At 70.0% G+C, this 21,891-nt stretch carries 22 protein-coding genes; 7 read left to right on the forward strand and 15 right to left on the reverse strand.

Annotated elements, in window-relative coordinates:
* Positions 1–22 precede the first annotated feature (22 nt).
* Positions 23–1,138 carry a homoserine O-acetyltransferase MetX gene (metX, locus tag ACWDUM_RS00370; RefSeq protein ID WP_450133296.1) on the forward strand — a complete coding sequence of 372 codons (1,116 nt, stop codon included), beginning with the start codon at positions 23–25 and terminating at the stop codon, positions 1,136–1,138.
* Between the two features lie 92 nt (positions 1,139–1,230).
* Here the strand turns inward: metX and ACWDUM_RS00375 are convergent, their stop codons facing one another.
* Together ACWDUM_RS00375 and ACWDUM_RS00380 are read right to left on the reverse strand one after the other, a co-directional pair.
* A complete protein-coding gene (locus ACWDUM_RS00375; RefSeq protein WP_450113474.1) occupies positions 1,231–1,536 on the reverse strand; it encodes a DUF3017 domain-containing protein in 306 nt (101 codons plus the stop codon).
* A gap of 5 nt (positions 1,537–1,541) precedes the next feature.
* Positions 1,542–2,402, reverse strand: coding sequence for a bifunctional methylenetetrahydrofolate dehydrogenase/methenyltetrahydrofolate cyclohydrolase (locus tag ACWDUM_RS00380; RefSeq protein ID WP_450113473.1), 861 nt, complete (start codon positions 2,400–2,402; stop codon positions 1,542–1,544).
* Positions 2,403–2,433: 31 nt separating this feature from the next.
* Here ACWDUM_RS00380 and ACWDUM_RS00385 point away from each other — a divergent pair, with 31 nt between their 5' ends.
* Positions 2,434–2,955 carry a GNAT family N-acetyltransferase gene (locus ACWDUM_RS00385; RefSeq protein ID WP_450132456.1) on the forward strand — a complete coding sequence of 174 codons (522 nt, stop codon included), beginning with the start codon at positions 2,434–2,436 and terminating at the stop codon, positions 2,953–2,955.
* A gap of 7 nt (positions 2,956–2,962) precedes the next feature.
* On the opposite strand, the gene ACWDUM_RS00390 is transcribed toward ACWDUM_RS00385, so the two are convergent.
* From ACWDUM_RS00390 to ACWDUM_RS00400, 3 genes are all read right to left on the reverse strand, one after another.
* Positions 2,963–3,553, reverse strand: a complete 591-nt coding sequence (locus ACWDUM_RS00390) for a class I SAM-dependent methyltransferase (protein ID WP_450132457.1) — start codon at positions 3,551–3,553, stop codon at positions 2,963–2,965.
* Between the two features lie 35 nt (positions 3,554–3,588).
* Positions 3,589–4,194 (reverse strand): pentapeptide repeat-containing protein, encoded by a 606-nt coding sequence (locus ACWDUM_RS00395; RefSeq protein WP_450132458.1) that lies wholly within the window; start codon positions 4,192–4,194, stop codon positions 3,589–3,591.
* A gap of 81 nt (positions 4,195–4,275) precedes the next feature.
* Complete coding sequence (locus tag ACWDUM_RS00400) at positions 4,276–4,686, reverse strand: pyridoxamine 5'-phosphate oxidase family protein (RefSeq protein WP_450132459.1); 411 nt, start codon at positions 4,684–4,686, stop codon at positions 4,276–4,278.
* A gap of 100 nt (positions 4,687–4,786) precedes the next feature.
* Here ACWDUM_RS00400 and ACWDUM_RS00405 point away from each other — a divergent pair, with 100 nt between their 5' ends.
* Entirely contained in the window at positions 4,787–5,251 is a 465-nt protein-coding gene (locus ACWDUM_RS00405; protein WP_450113468.1) for a tRNA (cytidine(34)-2'-O)-methyltransferase, read from the forward strand.
* An 18-nt stretch (positions 5,252–5,269) separates the two neighbouring features.
* Here the strand turns inward: ACWDUM_RS00405 and ACWDUM_RS00410 are convergent, their stop codons facing one another.
* The 6 genes from ACWDUM_RS00410 to ACWDUM_RS00435 all read right to left on the reverse strand — a co-directional run bounded on the left by ACWDUM_RS00410 (position 5,270) and on the right by ACWDUM_RS00435 (position 10,146).
* Complete coding sequence (locus ACWDUM_RS00410; RefSeq protein WP_450132460.1) at positions 5,270–6,064, reverse strand: class I SAM-dependent methyltransferase; 795 nt, start codon at positions 6,062–6,064, stop codon at positions 5,270–5,272.
* 495 nt (positions 6,065–6,559) lie between these two features.
* Complete coding sequence (locus ACWDUM_RS00415) at positions 6,560–7,453, reverse strand: LysR family transcriptional regulator (protein ID WP_450132461.1); 894 nt, start codon at positions 7,451–7,453, stop codon at positions 6,560–6,562.
* 85 nt (positions 7,454–7,538) lie between these two features.
* The gene (locus ACWDUM_RS00420) at positions 7,539–8,717 is read right to left on the reverse strand and encodes a hypothetical protein (RefSeq protein WP_450132462.1); all 1,179 of its coding nucleotides are present in this window, start codon (positions 8,715–8,717) and stop codon (positions 7,539–7,541) included.
* 123 nt (positions 8,718–8,840) lie between these two features.
* On the reverse strand, positions 8,841–9,230 hold the full coding sequence (locus ACWDUM_RS00425) for a DUF302 domain-containing protein (protein WP_450132463.1): 390 nt from the start codon (positions 9,228–9,230) through the stop codon (positions 8,841–8,843).
* 47 nt (positions 9,231–9,277) lie between these two features.
* Positions 9,278–9,871 carry a class I SAM-dependent methyltransferase gene (locus ACWDUM_RS00430; RefSeq protein WP_450132464.1) on the reverse strand — a complete coding sequence of 198 codons (594 nt, stop codon included), beginning with the start codon at positions 9,869–9,871 and terminating at the stop codon, positions 9,278–9,280.
* Between the two features lie 5 nt (positions 9,872–9,876).
* The gene (locus ACWDUM_RS00435; protein WP_450113463.1) at positions 9,877–10,146 is read right to left on the reverse strand and encodes a metal-sensitive transcriptional regulator; all 270 of its coding nucleotides are present in this window, start codon (positions 10,144–10,146) and stop codon (positions 9,877–9,879) included.
* A 147-nt stretch (positions 10,147–10,293) separates the two neighbouring features.
* Between ACWDUM_RS00435 and ACWDUM_RS00440 the strand changes: the two genes are divergently transcribed.
* Positions 10,294–10,734: a hypothetical protein gene (locus tag ACWDUM_RS00440; protein ID WP_450132465.1), complete on the forward strand. Its 441-nt coding sequence runs from the start codon at positions 10,294–10,296 to the stop codon at positions 10,732–10,734.
* Positions 10,735–10,755: 21 nt separating this feature from the next.
* Here the strand turns inward: ACWDUM_RS00440 and ACWDUM_RS00445 are convergent, their stop codons facing one another.
* The 3 genes from ACWDUM_RS00445 to ACWDUM_RS00455 all read right to left on the reverse strand — a co-directional run bounded on the left by ACWDUM_RS00445 (position 10,756) and on the right by ACWDUM_RS00455 (position 18,091).
* Positions 10,756–12,906, reverse strand: a complete 2,151-nt coding sequence (locus tag ACWDUM_RS00445; RefSeq protein WP_450132466.1) for an MMPL family transporter — start codon at positions 12,904–12,906, stop codon at positions 10,756–10,758.
* A 95-nt stretch (positions 12,907–13,001) separates the two neighbouring features.
* Positions 13,002–14,669, reverse strand: a complete 1,668-nt coding sequence (locus ACWDUM_RS00450; protein ID WP_450132467.1) for an FAD-dependent oxidoreductase — start codon at positions 14,667–14,669, stop codon at positions 13,002–13,004.
* Positions 14,670–14,782: 113 nt separating this feature from the next.
* A complete protein-coding gene (locus ACWDUM_RS00455) occupies positions 14,783–18,091 on the reverse strand; it encodes an error-prone DNA polymerase (RefSeq protein ID WP_450132468.1) in 3,309 nt (1,102 codons plus the stop codon).
* A 554-nt stretch (positions 18,092–18,645) separates the two neighbouring features.
* Here ACWDUM_RS00455 and ACWDUM_RS00460 point away from each other — a divergent pair.
* The 3 genes from ACWDUM_RS00460 to ACWDUM_RS00470 all read left to right on the forward strand — a co-directional run bounded on the left by ACWDUM_RS00460 (position 18,646) and on the right by ACWDUM_RS00470 (position 21,263).
* Positions 18,646–19,137: a MaoC family dehydratase gene (locus ACWDUM_RS00460; RefSeq protein ID WP_450132469.1), complete on the forward strand. Its 492-nt coding sequence runs from the start codon at positions 18,646–18,648 to the stop codon at positions 19,135–19,137.
* Positions 19,130–20,809, forward strand: a complete 1,680-nt coding sequence (locus tag ACWDUM_RS00465; protein WP_450132470.1) for a PHA/PHB synthase family protein — start codon at positions 19,130–19,132, stop codon at positions 20,807–20,809. The genes ACWDUM_RS00460 and ACWDUM_RS00465 overlap by 8 nt, the downstream gene beginning before the upstream one ends.
* 115 nt (positions 20,810–20,924) lie before the next feature.
* Entirely contained in the window at positions 20,925–21,263 is a 339-nt protein-coding gene (locus ACWDUM_RS00470; RefSeq protein WP_450132471.1) for a hypothetical protein, read from the forward strand.
* Positions 21,264–21,413: 150 nt separating this feature from the next.
* Here ACWDUM_RS00470 and ACWDUM_RS00475 read toward each other — a convergent pair whose 3' ends face one another.
* Positions 21,414–21,830 carry a helix-turn-helix domain-containing protein gene (locus ACWDUM_RS00475; RefSeq protein WP_450132472.1) on the reverse strand — a complete coding sequence of 139 codons (417 nt, stop codon included), beginning with the start codon at positions 21,828–21,830 and terminating at the stop codon, positions 21,414–21,416.
* Between the last annotated feature and the right edge of the window lie 61 nt (positions 21,831–21,891).

Here is a 21,891-nt window from a genome sequence, read left to right on the forward strand (position 1 = left end):
GTCGCCTGACACTCGGCCCCTCCTGGCGTTTCCGCCGACAGACGGGACCATGGTCCATCTCGAGATCGGCACGCTGCACCTCGAGTCGGGCGAGCAACTGCCCGACGTCACGATCGCCGTTCAGTGCTGGGGTGAGCCGAGCCCCGACCTGGACAACATCGTGTTGATCGAACACGCTCTCACCGGGGACTCCCACGTGGTCGGCCCCGCCGACGACGTACACCCCACCCCCGGCTGGTGGGAGGGCATGGTCGGCCCCGGCGCCCCGATCGACACCGACGAATGGTGTGTTCTCGTCACCAACGTGCTCGGCAGTTGCCGCGGCACGACCGGACCCTCCTCGCCCGCACCGGACGGCCGCGCCTGGGGCTCGCGGTTTCCCGCGATCTCGGTTCGCGACCAGGTCGAAACGGAACGCGTACTGGCGGACAAGCTGGGCATCAAGCGGTTCGCGACCGTCGTCGGCGGCTCGCTGGGCGGCATGCGTGCCCTCGAATGGATAATCGGCCACCCGGACCGGATCGCGTCGGCGCTGATCCTCGCGGTCAGCCCCCGCGCGACCGCGGACCAGATCGGCGGCCACACCGCCCAGATCGACGTCATCGCCTCCGACCCGAACTGGCACGGCGGCGACTACTACGGCACCGGCACCTCGCCGGACCACGGGCTGAACATCGCCCGCCGGTTCGCGCACCTGACGTACCGCGGCGCCGCCGCCCTGGACGACCAGTTCGAGAATGCCGCACAGGACGGCGAGGACATCTGGAACGGCGGCCGGTACGCGGTCCAGAGCTACCTCGAGTACTGCGCGAACAAACTGGTGGCAACCTTCGACGCCGGCTCCTTCGTCACCCTCACCCACTGCGCCAACAAGCACGACGTCGGCCGCGGCCGCGGCGGCATTCCCGCCGCCCTCGCGTCGACCCCGGTCCCGGTGATCGTCGGCGCCATCGACACCGACCGGATCATGCCGCTGAACCAGGTCCTGGAGATGGCGGACATGCTCCCGGGTTGTGACGGTGCGCGGGTGGTGCACTCACCCGCCGGGCACGACGGCTTCCTCACCGAGGTCGAGTGGGTCACCGAACTGATGGACGAAACCCTGGCGCTGGCCCGGACGATCCGCGCCAACCCGTAGTCGCCGCCGGGCCGGTGCTGCCGCCTGGCGGCATCACCGGCGCACGCCTTCGGCGGCCGGCTCGGGGCGCCTGTTGCTCGCTCGGGTGCGGCTCAGCCGGTCCCGAGCGGGTCGATGGAGACGGCGAGCCACACGATCGTGCCCCCGACCAGGGTCAGTGCGGTGACGTCGAAAGCCTGCCCGCGCACGGCGAGCAGGCCCACCTCCTCCGGCCGCAGACAGAGCCGGAACCCGGCGGCCAGCAGCGTCGCGATGCCGAACACGAAGGCACCTCGACGCCACCGGTCGGCGAGCACGAATCCGATCCCGACCAGCACGACGGCCGCCACCACGAGCAGCGGCAGGTTGCGGCGGGCGAACCCCAACCACCGGCTCGCGGAGCCGGCCCGGGCACTCACGTCGGTCAGGCCGACTCGGCGGCGAGCTGCTCGGCGCGCTCGACGACGTTGCTCAGCAGGAACGCGCGGGTCAGCGGTCCGACGCCACCGGGGTTGGGGGAAATGAAGCCGGCGACCTCGCGCACATCGTCGGCGACGTCACCGCGCAGTCCCTCCGGGGTGCGGCTGACGCCGACGTCGAGGACCGCGGCACCCGGCTTGACCATGTCCGCGGTGATCAGGCCCGCGACGCCGGCGGCGGCGACGACGATGTCGGCGCGGCGCACCTCGGCGGCCAGATCCTTGGTGCCGGTGTGGCAGAGGGTGACGGTGGCGTTCTCGGAGCGGCGGGTCAGCAGCAGCCCGATCGGACGGCCGATGGTCACGCCACGACCGACGACGGTGACGCGGGCGCCGTCGATCGGCACCTCGTAGCGACGCAGCAGGTGCACGACACCGCGCGGGGTGCACGGCAGCGTCGACTCCTTGCCGAGCACCAGCCGGCCGAGGTTGACCGGGTGCAGGCCGTCGGCGTCCTTCTCCGGGTCGATGCGCTCGAGCGCGGCGTTCTCGTCGAGGTGCTTGGGCAATGGAAGCTGCACGATGTAGCCGGTGCACTCCGGGTTGGCGTTGAGTTCGTCGATAACGGCCTCGAGCTCGGCCTGCGTGATGTCGGCAGGCAGGTCACGGCGCAGCGAGTTGATGCCGACCTTCGCGCAGTCGGCGTGCTTGCCGCGCACGTAGGAGGCCGAACCGGGGTCGTCACCGACCAGGACCGTGCCCAGCCCGGGGGTGATGCCCTTGGCCTTGAGTGCGTCCACCCGGGCCTTCAGGTCGATGAAGATCTCGTCTCGGGTTGCCTTGCCATCCAGGATCGTCGCAGTCACGGCGCCCATTGTTTCAGGTAACACTGAACTCATGGCACACAGTCCTGAACTCGCGCCCGAATTGCACGGTCCGAGGGTGGTTCTGACCGCGCTGAGACCGGAGCACCGGGCCCGGCTGCGCGAGATCCACCGGGAGCCGCAGGTGCGCCGGTGGTGGCAGATGCCGGACGACGACTGGCCGGAGGTCACCGAACCGGACACCACCAAGTACACGGTGCTCGAGGACGGCCGGGTGGTGGGCTTCGCCCAGTGGTACTTCGAACCCGATCCGGAATACCGGCACGCCGGCCTGGACCTGTTCCTGTCTGCCGAGGTTCAGGGCCGCGGTCTGGGCACCGAGGTGGTGCGGGTGTTGTGCGCGCATCTGATCGACGACCATCACCACCACCGCCTCGTGATCGATCCGGCGGTCGCGAACACCGCCGCGATCGCCTGCTACCGGAAGGTCGGGTTCAAGGACGTCGGAGTGATGCGCGAGTACGAGCTGCGCCACGACGGCACCTGGGACGACGGCCTGCTGATGGACCTGCTGGCGCGCGAGTTCGTGCGCTGAGGCGGAGTCAGGTCCGTCTGATCGTCGCGAACCAGGCGGGCGCGCCGTGGTCGTGGAATCGCGTCTCGATCCGGTCCGGTTCGATGCGCACGACGGCCCAGCCGCCATCCGAGGTGAACGCGCCGCGCAGGTCGTCCCGCGTGACCGGATGCGGGCCGGTGTCCGGTCCGCCGTCGCTGAAGCACAGCACGTACAGCGTGCCACCGGGCTCGGTCACCGCCGCGAGACTCGCGACGTACCGCGAGCGCTCGGCACCGTCGAAGGTGTGGAACAGTCCGCTGTCCAGCACCGTGTCGAACGTGCGGCCCACACCCGCCAGGTCGAGAGCATCGGCCGCCGCGAACTCGACCTCCACTCCCCGGTCCTCCGCCTTCGTCCGGGCGATCGCCAGGGCCGTCTCGGCCACGTCGACACCCAGGACCGACAATCCCAGTGCCGCAACGTGAAGCGCGTTCTCCCCGGTCCCGCAGCCCGCATCGAGCACGGATCCGGTGAAGCCTCCCTCGGAGGCGACCCGCACGACGGCCGGGTGCGGTCGGCCGGTGTCCCAGGGAGCGGGGCCCTCCCGGTACGACGCATCCCAGGGCAGACCGGTCATTCGTTCGTGACCGGTCGGGCGCCGGGGCTCGGGACTCAATGCTCGACGACCAGTCCGTGCGCGGCGGCCAGGGCGACCGCCTGGGTGAGGTCGATCTTGGCGCCCCCGAGTTTCGCATTCGTCCACAGGCCGGCGTCGGCGTGCGCGCCCCGCAGGTCCGCTTCCTCGAGTCGGACCCCGAAGGTGCGGGCGCCGTGCAGGTCAACGGCGCGGAGGTCCGCCTTCCGGAGATCGGCCTCGACGAGGTTGGCCTCGCGCAGCCGGCAGTCGGTGAAGTCGACGCCGCGCAGGTCCGCCTTCCCGAGGGAGGCGAGGGTGAAATCCACCTCGTCGAATTCGATCGGCCGCATCCGGCACTGCTCGAACGTCGACCCGAGCACCGTCGAACTGTGGAATGCACTGTGCCACAGCGTTGTCCGCGCGAAGGTGCAGGATCGGAACGCGGTCACGGTGTGCTTCGAGTCGGTCAGGTCGGCCCCCGTGAAGTCGCAGTCGGTGAACACGACGTGCTCGGTCCGCAGTTCGCTGAGGTCCGCATCGCGGAAGGTGCAGGCGGTGTAGTGCCTCCCGACCCAGTGCTGGCGCGCCAGCCGGGCATCCGAGAAGTCCTCGCCGACGAATTCCTGGATCTCTTCTGCCATGCCCCGATACTGCCCTGCCCCGGCGACAGGCGAGACCGGCAGTGCGTGTCCGGCAGCCATCCGACGTCTGCTACCCGACCCTCATGCGGGCGGCGTGAGTCTGACCCGGCTCGGTGTGATCCGAACTTCGGTGTTGTACAGGCGGTCGATCTCGCCGATGGTCGTCCGCAGTTCCGAGGTGATGGCGGCCGAATACTTGTCGACGTAGGGATGGTTGCTGCTCGGCAGCACGTTCGGCGTCAGACTGGCGGTGCCGGTGATGACGACGATGTCCCCGCCGAGTTCGTCCGAGTTGAAGTTCAGCGACACCGTCGGTCGCAGGCCGATGTTGTGCACCTTGCGTGAGCCCGGCGGGGTGAACACGACCAGGTCCGCACCGTCGGGCACGAACCACACCGGGTTCGGGGCGGGGGTTCCGCTGTCTGCGACGGTCGTGAGCCACACGACCTGGTCCTCGGCGATCCGTCGCAGCGCTTCCGGTGGCATGTCCATGGGCGTCGGCCTCCTGTGGGATTGCTCAACCATACGACGCGACACACCGGCATGCCGGGTTGCCGACCACGCCCGCCACGGCCGGTGGCAAGCTGATCGGGTGTTCCGTCTGCTGTTCCACGAGCCCCGCATCCCTCCCAACACGGGCAACGCGATCCGCCTCGTCGCGGGCACCGGGTGCGAACTGCACCTGGTGGAGCCGCTGGGGTTCGACCTGTCCGAGCCGAAGCTGCGGCGGGCGGGCCTGGACTACCACGACCTGGCATCGGTGACGGTGCACACGGACCTGGAGGCGGCGTGGGCCGCGCTGGCCCCGGAACGCGTGTACGCCTTCACCGCGCACGCCGAGACGAGCTACGCCGACATCGAGTACCGCCCCGGTGACGTGCTCCTGTTCGGGCCCGAGCCGACGGGCCTGTCGGAGGAGGTCCTCGCCGATCCGCACGTCACCGCGCGGGTGCGCATCCCGATGATCCCGGGTCGACGCTCGCTTAACCTGTCGAACGCGGCCGCGGTGGTGACCTACGAGGCGTGGCGCCAGCACGGCTTCGCGGGCGGGGTCTGACACACGGTTCGCACTCGGTCACGGCCGGCGATCACCGTCGCCCGCCCGGCGCATCTCCACCCGCATCTGGGTGAACCGGAACAGCCCCGGCCCGCCTGCGACCTCCTCGTAGGCCGCGACCACCTCGGCCATGAACCGATCCGCCCGGTCCGGGGCGAGACGACCCGTCCAGTCGGTGGATCCGACGGTGCACCAACGCGTGAAGTCCGCACGAGAACCGAAGTCCCACTGCATGTCCCACGTGCGCAGGCCGGTCACCGTCAACCCCACGGATTCGGCGAGCGCGGAGTACGACTCGGGGCCGGGGTGCACATACGGGGCGACGAAACCGGCGAACTCCGCGGCCCACTCGGCCCGTCGGGTCACGTCCATCTCGACATCCTCGACGCCGGGACGCTCGCTCGCGCACACCAGTTGCACCACCGCACGCCCGCCGGTCCGCAGCGTCCGGGCCACGGCCGCCAGCGCCCGCCGCTGGTCGGGCACCCAGTGCAACGCATTGAACGAGACCACGACGTCGAACTCGCCGACGAACGGCAGGTCGCGGGCGTCGGCGGTCAGGAACCGAACCGAGGTGCCGTCCGGCACGGGCCTGCGCGCCGCCGTCTCGACCATCCGGGGCGACGCGTCCACCCCCACCACCGATCCGCGGGGTAGCCGCCGCGCGAGTTCGAGGGTGACGTACCCGTCCCCGCAGCCGACGTCGAGGAGGCGCTCGTCACCGTCCAGGGCGAGGTGAGCCAGCGCCTGCCCGGCGAGCGTGCGTTGCAGCGCACTCACCTCGGCGTAGTCGCGACCGTCCCACACGGGCACGTGAGCCAGCATACGAGCGTTTCGGTCGAGCCCACCGAGGATTCTGCGCCGCGTCCGCAGGCCCGCACGGTGTGGCCGGGTAGCTGCGCGGCGCGGGCGGCGCTGGGCAGGAACCGCCTCGAACCCCGCGCCCACCGCGAGCTGTACGACCTGGCCGCGGATCCCGACGAGGTCACGAGCGGAGTCCGACCCCACCGGGCGGGTCCGTCAGGCGCCGTGGAACGGATCGCGGCACTGGCAGTACATGGCACACGACGCGGCGTGATCGATCATCAGGATCTCCGCGCAGCGCGCCGGTGCCGGACGGAGCCCGATCAGTCGGGCAATTCGACCCGGGCCCGTCGTGCACGCCGGGTGCGCGCACGACGGGCAGAAGCCCTGACGTTCGGCTGTGACGAGTTCAAACGCATCGGACCGGTACACCCGATCAGGATGACCCGCCGTCACCTCGGCGGGAAGAATTGGACTCGCCGTGCGCGAATCACGGGGTGACGCTCACCGCGCGCCCGCAGCGATGTCGAGGAACTCGCGGGCCGAACCGCGCAGCCCGCGGTCGCGGTCCCACACCGCCTGCAACCGCCGTGGAATCCGCAGGCCCTTCAGGTCGACGGCAACGAGGCGGCCATCGTTCAGGTCGGCGGCAACCGCCAACGACGACACCACCGCGGGCGCGTTCCCGGCGACGACGGCGGCCTTGACCGCGGTGCAGGACGTCAGTTCGAGCAGCGGGGCCACGCAGCCGGGGACCGCCTTCTCCAATGTCGTGCGGGTACCGGACCCGAACTCGCGCTGGATCAGCGGGGTGCGGGCGAGCTCGGCCGGGGCGATCGGACCGGACCTCGCCCAGGGGTGGCCGGGCGGAACCACGACCACCAGTTCGTCGCGGGCGACTTCGCGCGAGTCGAGACCGGCGGGCACCTCGGGCCCCTCGACGAACCCGAGGTCGGCGTCGCCGGCGAGCACCTGGATGGCCACGTCGGTTGAGTTGAGCAACCGCACCGACGTCACCACGTTCGGGTTCTTGCGGCGCATGGTGACGGTCCACCCCGGCACCAGGTACTCGGCGATGGTCATGCTCGCGGCGACGGTCAGGTTCGCCTCCCGTTCCCCTCTCAGCGCGGAGATGCCGGAGGCGAGATGCTCTGCGGCGGTGAGTGTTCCCGTCGCCCACTCGAGCACGAGACCGCCCTCGTAGGTGGGGGTCACGCCGGTGGTGGCGCGATCGAACACCTTGATGCCGAGCTGCCGCTCGGCCGAGCGCACCCGGGCGCTGACGGCCTGCTGACTGAGGCCGTGTTCACGACCGGCCGCACCCATGCTGCCCAGCCGCGCAACGGATACCAGGACATCGAGAGCAGCCAGTTCGGGGACCCGGGGCGAGAGCGGCATGGGCGCCAGGATACCCGGGCGACAAACACGGGTTGTGAGGTGACAAGCGCGAGCCGACCACACTCCCGTTGCGAGGAACGCCCGGTCAGAGCGCGAAGAACACCACCACGGCCGCGACGAGGGCGAACACCGCGAGGCCGACGATCAGCCACAGCACGACCCGGCCGAGCGATCCCCCCGCCCCGTCCGGGGTGGACACCGACTCGGCCTGCACCTCGGTCTCGGGCTCGGGCTCCGGCTCGACGGTCACCACCGTCGACTCCGCCTCCACGACCGGCTCCCCACCGTCGACCGCCACCGCCGCCTCGCTCGGGGTCACCGTCTCGCCGGCGGTGACCTCGGGTGGCAGCAGCGGCCCGCGGATCGCGGTGAGCACCTCGGTGACGTCGTAGGAGGGCGGCAGCCCGATCGGCTTGTTCGGCCGGGTCGAGCTGCGGAATCCGGCCGCGAGGATCGCGGCACCGAGTGCCGCGGCCTGTTCGGGTCCGGGACCGACGACGACGTGCACGCCGAACTTCCCGGCGAGCGCGTCCGCGACTCCGCGCAACGCGACGTCGTCGCGGGCGACCAGTCCGTCGGCGGTGACCACCACCGCATCGAGGTTCGACGGCAACCAGCCGAATGCGCCCAGTGCCGTGGACAACTGCGCGGTCGGCGACGATCCACGACCGGCGGCGAACCGGAACGACCGGCCGCTCGAGACCCCCGAGCGGACCAGCGTGACCGTCGCGCCCGCATCGTCGACGTGGTAGCTGCCGATCAACTGGCCGGGCTTCTCCGCGACCTCGGACTCGAACCAGGCGCACGCCGCCTCCGCATCCGAGACGAGTGAAATCTCGTTCAGGCCCGCGTAGTTCAGCGAGTTGCGCAGATCGGCGACGAGGTCGGCCTCCCACATCGACGGGTAGGAGGCGACCACCGCGGGAGCGCCGCCGTCGCGGCCGCCGAAGGTGGGCAGCGGTTCGCACTCACGCACCAGGGCGCGCATGGCGGAGGCCACCACGTCCTCGGCGCGGTATCGGGTGCCGTCGCTGGCGGCCACCCCCTCCGGATCTCCGACGCGGGCAACGAAACCCGAGACCGTGCTGACGAACGTGCTGCCCTCCGGCGGATCTCCGCCGCCGAGGACCACCTCACTGTTGGAGCCGACGTAGAGCACGGTGTCCCGGACGATGACGATCGGATCTGGGGTGCCCGGCTCATTCGACGCGACCACCAGAGTCGACACCAGGCTGCCGATCCTGACCCCAATTCCCACAGACATGCGTACTCCATTCGGGTGACGAACAGAGAGCAATCTACGCGCTCGGCGGGCCTCTCCTCACCACACCGTCATTCGGGACACATCCTGCCGCGCCGACGATCTCGCCGCGCGGCCCGTCGACCGTCAGGCGGCGAGGGAACCGATCGCCGCCCGCAGCAATCCAGCCGCCTCGTCCGCGACGACCGCGAGCTGCGGATTGCCGGTGACCTCGACCATCAGCTGGGGGTTCATCGCCTCGACGACCACGCCGTCGCCGTTCGCGCGCACGACCACGTTGCACGGCAACAGCAGACCGATCTGCGGGTCGATGCCGACGGCCCGGTTCGCCAGGCCCGGATTGCACGCGCCGAGGATCAGGTACCGGTCGAGCTCGGCACCGACCTTCGCCTTGAGGGTGGCCTGCATGTCTATCTCGGTCAGCACGCCGAACCCCTGCTCCTGCAGGGCGGCCCGGGTGCGTGCGACCGCGTCGTCGAAGTCCGTGGCGAGGGTGGCTCCGATGCCGAGTTCCATGTCTTGTCGTCCTTTCGTTGGTGCGATGGCCGGTGTGCCGTGCCGGTTCACCGGTGCGATGGCAACTCCCACGGCGAGGCGTCGAGCAGGATGTCGACGGCGGTGCCGTCGCCCTGGGGGCGCAGCACGTGTTCGAGCGCGTGGACCCGCAGGCCCTCGGCCGCGGCCGCGAGGTCGGCGATTCCGGGCAGGATCGCCGGGTCGGGCGGGCCGCCGACGCCGCGGTGGTAGTTCTCGGCGGAATGCCCCAGGTACACCAGCCTGCCGCCGGGGGCCAGCCACCCGGCAGCGGCCGAGATCAGCTCCCGCAACAGTGCGATCGGCAGGTGCAGGAAGCTCAGCAGCACCAGGTCTACCGGGCCGGCAGGCGCCCAGTCGGTGACGTCACCGACCTGCCAGTCGATCCGGCCGTCGGTGTCCTTGTCACGGGCCTGGTCGATGGCGACCGCGGAGTGGTCGACGGCGGTGACCGTCCACCCGTGGCGGTCCAGCCACCGGGCGTGCCGGCCGTCGCCGCAGGCCAGGTCCACTGCGCGGCCGGGTGCCGCGCCGGCGAGGCGCTGCCGGATCGTCTCCGCGGGTTCGCTGCCCCACGGGTCGGGCCTGTCCCGGTAGCGCTCGTCCCAGGCCGCGGCGTCCATCCCCGTCACGCCAGCGCGAGGAAGAGCTTCTCGAGCTCCGCCTCGGTCATCGGCTCCTGGTTCTCCCGGTTCGTGCCCTCGAGGCAGTCCCGCAGTCCGGTCGCCACGATCTTGAACCCGGCCCGGTCCAGCGCCCGCGACACCGCGGCGAGCTGGGTGACCACGTCCTTGCAGTCGCGACCGTTCTCGATCATCGAGATCACGCCCGCGAGCTGCCCCTGCGCCCGGCGCAGCCGGTTCAGCACCTGTGCGATGCTCTCCTCGTCTCCGGTCATGGGACACCTGCACTTTCTTTTCGGATGTCTGTTACTCCCCAGGGTACCCCTCGGGGTATCCGGAAGGGGTTGGGTGAAACTCCTGGCACTACCGGGTGATCGGGCCCACACTGGTGGCACCACCGCCAGAACATCAGGAGTGACGCCATGAGCGAGAACCGGCCCTTCGGATTCGATCCCGAGGACCTCGACCGGCTGGCCCGTGAGGTGGGGGCGGGACTGCGCGACGCCTTCGACAAGTTCGGCAACCTTCTCGGTGAAGCCGGGTTCGAGACGGTGCGGTCGAGCGGCCCCGGGTGGACGGCGACCTATCCACGCCGGAAGGACAGCCGACCGGCCGCCGACGGGGTCTGGGCGGTCTTCGTCGTCGGCGACGACGGTGCCGCGACGGTCGAGCAGGTGTACGCCACCGAACTCGACGCGCTGCGCGCGAACAAGAGCAACACCGACTCGCACCGGCGAGTCCGGTTCCTGCCGTACGGCATCGCGGTCAGCGCCCTCGACACCGAACCCGACACCGAACCCGACACCGACGCCGGCTCCGGATCGGACACGGACGCGGACGTCGAGCCCGATCCGGAGCACTGACGGCGCAGCCGTCCATCGAACTCAGCCGTGCGAGAAGCTGATCTCGGGCAGCAGGCGACGCAGCCACGCCGGTGACCACCAGGCGGCACGGCCGGTGATGCGCAGCAGCGCGGGCAGCAGCACCAGCCGGACCAGGACCGCGTCGAGCAGCACCGCGACGCCGAGGATGATGCCCATCTCCTTGGGCGGCAGCGGCTCGGCGAGCGCGAAGCTGAAGAACACGCCGACCATCACCGCAGCGGCCGCGAAGATGACCCGTCCCGAGTGCGCCATGCCCTCGACCTGTGCGGCCGCGGCGTCACCGGTGCGCTCGTAGTGCTCCTTGACGGTCGAGAGCAGGAACACCGTGTAGTCCATCGCGATCGCGAAGATCATCGCGAAGAAGAACACCGGCCCCCAGCCGTCGAGGAAGCCCTGGGGCTCGAAGCCGAGCAGGCCCGCGCCGTGACCGTCCTGGAAGATCAGCTTCGCCACTCCGAACGCGGCACCGGTGGACAGCAGGCTGACGACCGTGCCCATCAGCGCCACCAGCGGCGCACGCAGCGCGATCAGCAGCAACAGGAAGCCCAGGACCAGGATCACCGCCATCACGATCGGCAGGTAGTCGTTCAGCGCCTGCTGCAGGTCGAGGTTCTCGGCGGGGGCGCCACCGACCACTGCCGATTCGGGCAGGTCCGCCCGCAGCCGGTCCAGCGTGCCTGCCAGCGCGGGGTCGGACGGGTCGACGTCCGGCACCGCCTGAAGCAGCACCAGGCCGGAGTCGTCGGCCGCAGGCATGGCCGGGCTCACCATCGCGACGCCCTCGGTGGTGGCGGCGACCCGCGCCACCTCGTCGGCGTCCTGTGCGTTCGCGACGATCTGCAGCGTGCCGGGCACGCCTGCACCCATCTGTTCCTGCACGATCTCGTAGCCCTGCCGCACGGCGGCGTCCTCGGGCACGACCTGGATCGACGGCATGGCCACCTTCAGGCCGAACACCGGGATCGAGAGCAACACCAGGACGATCAGCGCGCCGACGGCGAGCGGCCACGGCCGACGGTTCACCAGCGCACCCCAGCGGGAGAACACCGGCGACCGGTGCTCCTGACGCTTGGCGTACGGCAGCGCCCCCTTGTTCACCTTGCCGCCCAGCTTGCCCAGCACCGCGGGCAGCAGGGTCAGCGTCGCGGCGAGCACGAACACCACGGCCAGCATGATGCCGACCGCCATGGTGCGCACCGCTGGGGCGGGCACCAGCAGCACCGCCGACAGGCTGACGAGCACCGTCAAGCCGGACAGCAGCACCGCCTTGCCCGCGGTCGCCATCGTCTCGGCGACGGCCATCCGGGAGCTCGCGCCGTTACGCAGCGCGTCCCGGAAGCGGACGACCAGGAACAGCGCGTAGTCGATGCCGAGCGCGAGGGCGAACATCATCGCGAAGTTCATCGCCCACACCGAGATCGGAGTGAGCTCGTTCAGCAGCACCAGCGCGCCCGCCGACGCGACCAGACCGGCCATCGTCAGCAGCAGCGGCAGACCCGCCGCGACCAGGGAGCCGAACGCGAGCACCATGATCGCGAGGGTGACCGGCCAGGAGAACATCTCGGCCTTGATCATCGCGTCGTGGTTGGCGGCGTTGAAGTCGCTCCACAGCGCGGACGCGCCGGTGGGGTGGATCTCGATGTTGTCCGTGGCGACCGCGGCGAGCGGGTCGGCGAGGTCGCCGGCGGCGGTGACCATCGTGTTCGGGTCGGCGCCCGCGCCGCCGAGCACGATCGCGGTGTGCCCGTCGGGGCTGATCGTCATGCCCGGCTGCGGCGGCACCACCTGGGAGATGCGGGAGTCGGCGTCGAGGACGCCGGTGACGCCGGCGATCGCGGCCGCCATCTCGGGGTCGTCCACGGTGTGTGTCTCGGAGTGCACGACAACCTGCAGCGCGTCGGATCCGGTGCCGCCGAAGTGCTCCTGCGCGAGCTCGCGGACCTGGACGGACTCGGAGCCGTCGGCCTGCCAGCCTGCGCCGGCGAGCGAGCTGAACACGCTGGGCGCGGCGGCGCCCAGCGCGACGACGACGGCGATCCAGGCGATGACGACGAGCTTGAAGCGGTCGGCCATCGTGGCGCCGAGTCGCGCCATCAGGCCGTGCACCTGCTCCCGCGGCGGGGCGTTCTTGTCGGTGTCGGTGGTGGTCATGGCATTGAACATCCTTCTCGTAAATACGGGTGGGGGTATATGACCGGGCCGGAAAAAGCCCCCGATGGACCGGGGGCAATTCCCGAAAGGGTGGGTCAGACGAGGACGTCCGCGTGGGCGCGTCCGGCGCTCCAGGTGCGGTACCCGCCGTCCAGGTTGCGGACGTCGCGACCGAGCTGGCGGAGGATGCGGGCCGCGGTGTGCCCGCGCTGGCCGACCTGGCAGGTCACGACGAGCTCACCGGCGGGCAGCTCGTCGGCCCGCCCCCGCAGCGCGTCGAGTTCGATGTTGACGGCACCGGGGATCGACCCGGCCGCGAACTCCTCGGGCGTGCGAACGTCGACGAGCGCGGCGCCTGCGTCCAGCGCAGCGGGCAACTCGTGCCACTGGACCGTCGCGGCGGTCCCGCTCCGCAGGTTGTCTGCGATGTAACCGAGCATGTTCACCGGATCCTTCGCGGAGCCGAACTGCGGCGCGTATGCGAGTTCCAGGTCGGCGAGTTCGGACGCGGCGATGCCACCGACCATCGCGGTCGCGATCACGTCGATGCGCTTGTCGACACCCTCCCCACCGACGCCCTGGGCGCCGAGGATCGCGTCGGTGTCCGGGTCCACGAGGAGCTTGAGGGACATCCCCTGGGCTCCGGGGTAGTACCCGGCGTGCGACTGCGGGTGGGTGTGGATCGCGCGGTAGGGCCGACCCGCGACCCGCAGCCGCTTCTCGTTCCAGCCCACGGCGGCGGCCATCAGGGAGAACACGCCGACGATCGCGGTGCCGACGACGGGACGCGGACGCACTGGCAGCCCGGAGATCACGTCCGCGACCAGCCGGCCCTGCCGGTTCGCCGGGTTGGCCAGCGGAACTAGTCCGGGCTGACCGGAGACGGCGTCGATCTTCTCGACCGCGTCACCGACCGCGTAGACGTGCTCGGAGGAGGTGCGCATCCGCTCGTCGACCGCGATGCCGCCGCGGGGACCGATCGCGATGCCCGCCGCGACCGCGAGCCCGGATTCCGGACGCACGCCGATCGCCATCACCACGACGTCCGCGGGCAGGACCCGGTCGTCGGACAGCGTGACGTCGTCGGCGCCGACCGCGGTGACCTGGGTGCCGAGTTCGATCCGAACCCCGTTGGCACGCAACTCGTCCGCGACGGGCGCGGCCATCTCCGGGTCGAGCGGCGCGAGCACCTGGTCGGCGAGTTCGACGATCGTGACGTCGAGGCCGCGGCGGCGCAGGTTCTCGGCCAGTTCCACACCGATGAAGCCGGCCCCGACGATCACCGCGGTCCGGGCAGGGACATGGGCCGCATCGTTCGTCGCGGCCTGCGCGTCGAGCGCACCGACCAGACGGTCCACGTCGTCGACGTCACGCAGCACCAGCGCGCGCTCGACACCGGCAACGTCCGGGACGATCGGGTTCGCGCCGGGGCTGAGGACGAGTTCGTCGTACGACTCGACCGTCTCGGCGCCGGTGGCCAGGTCGCGCACCGTGACGGTGCGCGCGGCGGGGTCGATCGCGGTCACCTCGGTGCGCACGCGCACGTCGAGCTCGAACCGGGCCGCGAGGGACTCTGGCGTCTGCAGCAACAGCGCCTCACGGTCCTCGATCACCCCGCCCGCGTAGTACGGCAGGCCGCAGTTGGCGAACGAGACGTGCGCTCCCCGCTCGAACACCACGATCTGCGCGTCCTCGTTCAGCCGGCGCAGCCTGGTCGCGGCGGACATTCCGCCGGCGACGCCACCCACGATGACGACCTTCACGTCGACTCCCTTCCTCGGATCCAGAGGCAATCATACCCCCTGGGGTATCTGAACCAGAGTGCGGCGGGCCCTGTTCCCCACAACGCACGGGGGTGGCGCGGGTCACGCCGGCGTCAGCGGAAGTCACGGGACCTTCCGGCCATCCGCAGGTCCATCCGCTGCAGCCGGTCCGCGACCACCGTCACCGCACCCTCCGCGTTCTGCACCCGACCACGCACCAGCAGTGCCGGCGCGGTGTGCGCGAGGGTGCGGTACCGCGCCCACAGCCCCACCGAGCAGACGACGTTGACCATCCCGGTCTCGTCCTCGAGGTTGATGAAGGTGACGCCCGCCGCGGTCGCGGGCCGCTGCCGGTGCGTGACCGCCCCGCCGACCAGCACCCGGTCCCCATCCGGCACCGAAAGCAGCCGCGACGCCGGGACCACCCCCAGCGCGTCGAGCTGCGGCCGCAGGAACTGGGTCGGGTACGAGTCCGGCGAGACCCCGGTCGCCCACACGTCGGCAGCCGCCAGTTCCACGTCGCTCATCCCGGGCAGCGTCGGCGCGGTCACCGAGGCCCCGGTACCCGGCAGCCGGTCGGGCCGCTCCCCCGCCGCGGCCCCGGCCGCCCACAGCGCCTGCCTGCGGGTCCCGGCGAAACCGGCGAGCGCGCCCGCCGTGGCCAGCGACTCCGCCTGCGCGGTGGTCAGTTCCACCCGGCCGGTCAGGTCGAGCAGCGAGGCGAACGGGCCGCCCTCCACTCGGGCGGCGACGATCTTCTCCGCCAGCGCGGACCCGATGTGCCGCACCTCACCGAGCCCCAGCCGGACCTCGGTGCCGCCTTGCTCCAGGCCCGCGTAGGCGAGGCTGAAGTTCACGTCCGGGCCGTGCACCACCACACCGTGCCTACGGGCGTCGGCGACCAGCGACTGCGGCGAGTAGAAGCCCATCGGCTGCGCGCGCAGCAGACCGGCGCAGAACGCGGCGGGGTGGTGCAGCTTGAACCACGCAGAGTAGAACACCAACGAGGCGAACGACTGCGAATGACTTTCGGGGAAACCGAAATTCGCGAAGGCGTACAGCTTCTCGTAGATCCGGTCGGCGACCTCGCCGGTGATGCCGTGCAACTCCCGCATGCCCTCGTACAGCCGACCCTTGAGCCGCTCCATCTTCTGCGGGGACCGTTTCGAGCCCATTGCCCGCCGCAACCGATCCGCCTCCGCGGCGGTGAACCCGGCGACGTCGACGGCCATCTGCATCAACTGTTCCTGGAACAGCGGCACCCCGAGGGTCCGTTCGAGCGAGTGCTCCAGGCTGGGGTGGTCGTAGGTGACGGGTTCGCGGCCGTTGCGCCGCCGGATGTAGGGATGCACCGAGCCGCCCTGAATCGGACCGGGCCGGATCAGCGCCACCTCCACCACCAGGTCGTAGAACGTGCGCGGCTTCAGACGCGGCAGCGTCGCCATCTGGGCCCGCGACTCCACCTGGAACACACCCACCGAGTCGGCGCGGCACAGCATCTCGTAGACCGCCGCCTCGGACAGGTCCAGATGCGCCAGGTCCACCTCGACGCCCTTGTGCTCGGCAACCAGGTCGATCATGTAGTGCAGTGCGGAGAGCATGCCGAGGCCGAGCAGGTCGAACTTGACCAGCCCGACCGCCGCGCAGTCGTCCTTGTCCCACTGCAGGACACTGCGGTTCTCCATCCTCGCCCACTCGACCGGGCACACGTCCGCGATCGGCCGATCGCAGATCACCATGCCTCCCGAGTGGATACCCAGATGCCTCGGGAAACCCTCGATCTCACCGGCCAGGTCGAGAACGGCCCGCGGGATGTCGGTTCCCGTCTCGTCCTTCACACCGGACCACCGGCTGACCTGTTTGCTCCACGCGTCCTGCTGGCCCTGCGAGTAACCGAGGGCGCGGGCCATGTCCCGCACCGCCATCTTGCCGCGATAGGTGATGACGTTCGCGACCTGCGCGGCGTACTCGCGTCCGTACCGGTTGTAGACGTACTGGATGGCCTCCTCGCGCCGGTCCGACTCGATGTCGACGTCGATGTCCGGCGGACCGTCCCGCTCCGGGGACAGGAACCGCTCGAAGAGCAGTTTGTTGCCGACCGGGTCCACGTTGGTGATGCCGATGGCGTAGCAGACTGCCGAGTTGGCCGCCGAGCCGCGACCCTGACAGAGGATGTCGCTGCGCTTGCAGAACGAGACGATGTCGTGCACCACCAGGAAGTATCCCGGGAACCCCAGTTGCGCAACGATTCCCAGCTCGTGCTCGATCTGTCGGTAGGCGTCGGGCCGCTCGCCGGGGGTGCCGTAGCGGCGGCGGGCGCCTGCCATGGTCAGTTCCCGCAGCCACGTGTCCTCGGTGTGCCCGTCGGGCACGTCGAACGGCGGCAGCTTCGGCGCGATGAGCGCGAGGTCGAACGCGCACTCCCGGCCGAGTTCGGCCGCCGTCGGCACCGCCGACGGGTGGTCGGCGAACAGCCGGGTCATCTCGGCACCGGAGCGCAGGTGGGCACCCCCGGTGGGGGCGAGCCAGCCGGCGGCCTCGTCGAGGGACCGGCGGGCGCGGACCGCGGCCATCGCCATCGCCAGACGGCTCCGGTCGGGTGCGGCGAAGTGGGCAGCGGTGGTCGCGACGACCGGCAGACCGCAGCGGTGAGCGAGTTCGGCCAGCGCGGCGTTGCGTTCGTCGTCCTCGACGACCCCCTGCGCGGTGAGCTCGACCGCAACCCGGTCGGCGCCGAATCTCTCGACCAGTGAGCGTAATTCGACCTCGGCGGCGGACAATCCGCCGGCCTCGAGCGCTGCACGCACGTGACCCTTGCGACATCCGGTGAGAATCTGCCAGTGCCCACCGGCGGCCTCGGTCAGGGTGTCGAGGTCGTAGCGCGGATTGCCCTTCTGCCCGCCCGCCAGGTGCGCGGCGGCGATCTGCCGGGACAGCCGCCGGTAGCCCTCCTGCCCGCGGGCCAGCACCAGCAGGTGGGTGCCGTCCGGGTCCGGGATCCCGGTGCGCGGTGGCGCGGCCACGGCACCCGTTGCCGGAAGCGACAACTCGGCACCGAAGACGGTCCGCACGCGCAGCTCCTTCGCGGCTTCCGCGAACCGGACCACCCCGTAGAGCCCGTCGTGGTCGGTCAGGGCGATCGCCTCGAGCCCGAGGCGAACCGCCTCCTCCACCAGTTCCTCCGGCTGCCCGGCGCCGTCGAGGAAGCTGAACGCGGAGTGCGCGTGCAGTTCCGCGTAGGGCACGACCGGGCCGACCTCCGAAACGATGCGATCGGCCTGGTAGACACCGCGTTTGCGGGACCATGCCGGGCTGTCGCTGCCGTCACCGGGATACATGGCCTCCGGCGGGTTGCGGCCCGAGCGCCCCGAGAGCACCCGTTCCATCTCCGACCATGTCGGCGGCCCGTTGTTCCACCCCACCACGCACTCCTCCCGCTTCGACCATGCCGACAGAGCACCGACGGCAGGCCCGAAGCGGGGAAGACGCTTCGAACATGTGTTCTATACTGCACGCAGGCAGATGCGTGCGTCAACCGGCCACCCGTTCGCCATTCGCACCGGAATTCGGAAATTGCAATACCGGCCAATTCGGACAATTACTGTGATTCCAATTCCAACTGTCCGGTAAGTAGGTCAAATATCTACCCACCGGTAGTTTCCCGAAGGAATTGTTCCGTTCAATCCCATATCGAAACCCGACTCCCGATTCACGACCTCACCCGAAGGCACACCCACCGAAAGTTCCTGTACTACCTGGACATTCGTACAGGTAGTACAGGAACCCCCGGCGTGTACGCCGACCCATTCGGCTATATGCTCCGGCTCGATCGGTGTGAATTTCATTAATTCACGGACGCCGGGTAACAATTTCCATTGACCCGGACTCGGTCCACGATCAAAAGACCAACAGTGCAGTCTCAGAGAAATTTCCTGGGATTCGAGTGAACCTCGAATCCGCGTACAAGGGGGATGCGATGACCACCACACCCACCGGCCCGGTGACGCACACCGTCACCATGGCGAACCTTCCCGGCCTCGCGGGCGCCCGACTCGGGGCGTCGTCTCCGATCCTGGTCACCCAGGACCGAATCAACCAGTTCGCCGCCGCCACCGGCGACCACCAGTGGATCCACGTCGATCCCGAGAGGGCCGCCGTCGGACCGTACGGAACGACGATCGCCCACGGCTACCTCACCCTCTCGCTCGCGGTCGAACTCTTCTTCGACCTGCTCGAGGTCACCGACTCCGGCCAAGTGATCAACTACGGGCTCGACAAGGTCCGTTTCCCCGCGCCGGTACCGGTCGGCTCCTGGGTCAGCGCGGTCGCCGACATCACGTCGGTGGCGCCGTGCGCAGACGGCCACCAGCTGACCACGACCCTGACCTTCACCGCCACCGGCGTGGATCGACCGGTGTGCGTCGCCCAGATGGTCCTGCGCTACCTGAATGGAGGCGGCCATGTTTGAGTCTGCAAAACGCCAGTTCACCGCCCATGTCGACCCCGTCGGCTGGCTCTCGTCGACCGCGTCGGTCGCCCGCTGCGCCGTGCGCAACCCGGGTGCAGTCACCGCCGCCACCGGACGGTTCGCGCTGGACCTGGCGCAGATCCCGTCCGAGGCCGCGTGCGTCGCGATCGGAACCCGGCACGCCTCCCCGCTGCCCGACGACGCCCGCTTCCGCAATCCGGCGTGGCGGGACAACCCGGCGTACTACTCCGTGCTGCGGTCGTACCTCGCCACCCGCTCGTACGCCGACAGCCTGGTCGACGCGGGCGCGGACGACGAGTTCACCACGGCCAAGGCACGCCAGTTCGTGCAATTGCTATTCGACGCCGCCGCCCCCACCAACAATCCGATCACCAACCCCGAGGTGCTCACCCGGGCGATCACCACCGGCGGCAAGAGCCTGGCCCGCGGTGCGTCGTACCTGGTGGAGGACGTCGTCACGCGCGGCGGCCGGCCGAAGCGCGTGCCCGACGGCGCCTTCACCGTCGGGGAGAACATGGCCGCCACCCCCGGCAAGGTGGTGTACCGCAACGACCTGATCGAGCTGATCCAGTACTCGCCGCAGACCGAGCAGGTGTACGCGACGCCGCTGTTGGCGTGCCCGCCGTGGATCAACAAGTACTACATCATGGACATCGGGCCGGACCGGAGCTTCGTCGAGTGGGCGATCCGGCACCACCGCACGGTGTTCCTCATCTCCTACCGCAACCCCGACGAGTCGATGAGCGGGATAACGTTCGACGACTACCTCACGCACGGGGCAGCAGCGGCGATGGACGCGATCGGCGAGATCACCGGCGCGCCGAAGGTCGACGTCGTCGGACTGTGTCTCGGCGGCGCGATGGCGTCGATCGCGGCGGCATACCTCGCCGGCGCGGGCGACCGGCGACTGGGCACGCTCACACTGGCGAACACCCTGCTCGACTACGCCGAGCCCGGCCAGTTGGGCCTGCTCTCCGACGAACGGTCCCGCGAGGCCCTCGACACGCTGATGGCCGCCGACGGCTACCTCGACGGCGCGAACATGTCGTTGACCTTCGACCTGCTGCGTGCCGACGACTTGATCTTCCGGTACTGGATCAGCCGCTGGATGCTCGGTGAGGAGCCGCCGGCGTTCGACCTGCTGGCGTGGAACGAGGACTCGACCCGGATGCCGGCGACGATGCACAGCACGTACCTACGCACCCTCTACGGCGAGAACCGTTTGGCGGAGGGCACGTTCGAGATCGCGGGGCGCACGATCTCCCTGGGCGACATGGCAGACGACGTGTACGTTGTCGGGGCGATCGACGACCACATCGTGCCGTGGACCTCGTCGTACGCGGGCGCGCGGCTCTTCGGCGGCCGGGTCCGCTATGTGCTGTCCAACGGCGGGCACATCGCCGGGATCGTCAATCCGCCGGGGAAGCGGTGCTGGATCGAATCGGTCGGCGGACCGGAGTCGAATTCTGCGGCGCTTCCTGAGGATTCGACATCGTGGCGGGGGTCCGCAGAGCGGACCCCGGTGTCGTGGTGGGAGGACTGGGCGGACTGGGCCGGCGCTCGGGCCGGCGAGTTGCAGGCGCCGCCGCCGATGGGCAGCGACGCCCATCCGACACTCGGCGACGCCCCGGGAACCTACGTTTTCGGCTAACCCCTCGACCGTTAGCATTCATCGTGCTAACTTGCTAACAAGCCGTCCGAGTACGTCAAGGAACACATCAGAGTCGGGGCGCACCGCATCCCGGAGACACCGAGGAGACATCCACATGGCCACACAGACCGCCACGAGCACGAACGCGAACACCGCCGGCACCGGCGCCAAGAACGTCGTCACCGACGGCGTCGAGTCGCTCACCAGGTCCTTCGACGAGAATCTCGAGCGGGTGCAGGGACTCAACGAGAAGTTCGTCGACGCCGCGAAACTGAGCGGCAATCTCACGATCGACGCCTACGAGAAGGCCGTGGCCTCCGTGCTCGACTTCAACACGTCGATCGCGGGCGCCACCAGGCTGGACTGGGTCAGCGCGGTCGTGGACGCGCAGAACTCACTGGTCAAGGGCATCAGCACGGCCGCTACCACCGCGGCCCGCGAGATCCTCAAATAGCCGGGCAGCGTCACCACGTCGACCCCAGGCCGGTTCACCCGAACCACCTGGGGCCGACGCGCATCACCATCCCCGAAAACGCGATGCGAGATCGAACGGCAACCGCCAATCACCTTGTACTGCAATGAAAAACCGGCATCCGGTTGCAGATCAGGCGTCGTCACCGGACCGATCACCGACGGTGGGCCCGGTCCGGTCGCTCGCCGATCCCCCGCGACGTCGCTTCGCGACGGTCACCTCCCGGAACGTGCCGTACATCTCCTCGAGTGCCGACCGCTGTGCCTTCGTCAGATCGGGATCCCGACGGATCGCGGCGATCACCTCGGACGCGGCGGCGGGGTCGTCACGGCGCGCCTGCGCGGTCAGCATGTCCGCCGACATGTGCAGGTGCTCGGCGATCGCGTCGAGCACCTGTTCGCTGGGCTCGCGCAGGTTGCGTTCGATCTGGGACAGATAGGGATTCGAGATCCCGACCATCTCCGCGAACTTGCGCATCGGGACGGCCGCCAGCTCCCGTTGCTGCCGGATCAGCTCGCCGAGGGTCGGGAGCCGACTGTCGTCCACCATGCCCATCACCCTACTGAATCGCCGCAGGCCCGCTCGCCCTGCGATCAGGACCGCCGAACCG

The sequence above is a fragment of the Rhodococcus sp. NPDC003322 genome, assembly GCF_053589555.1.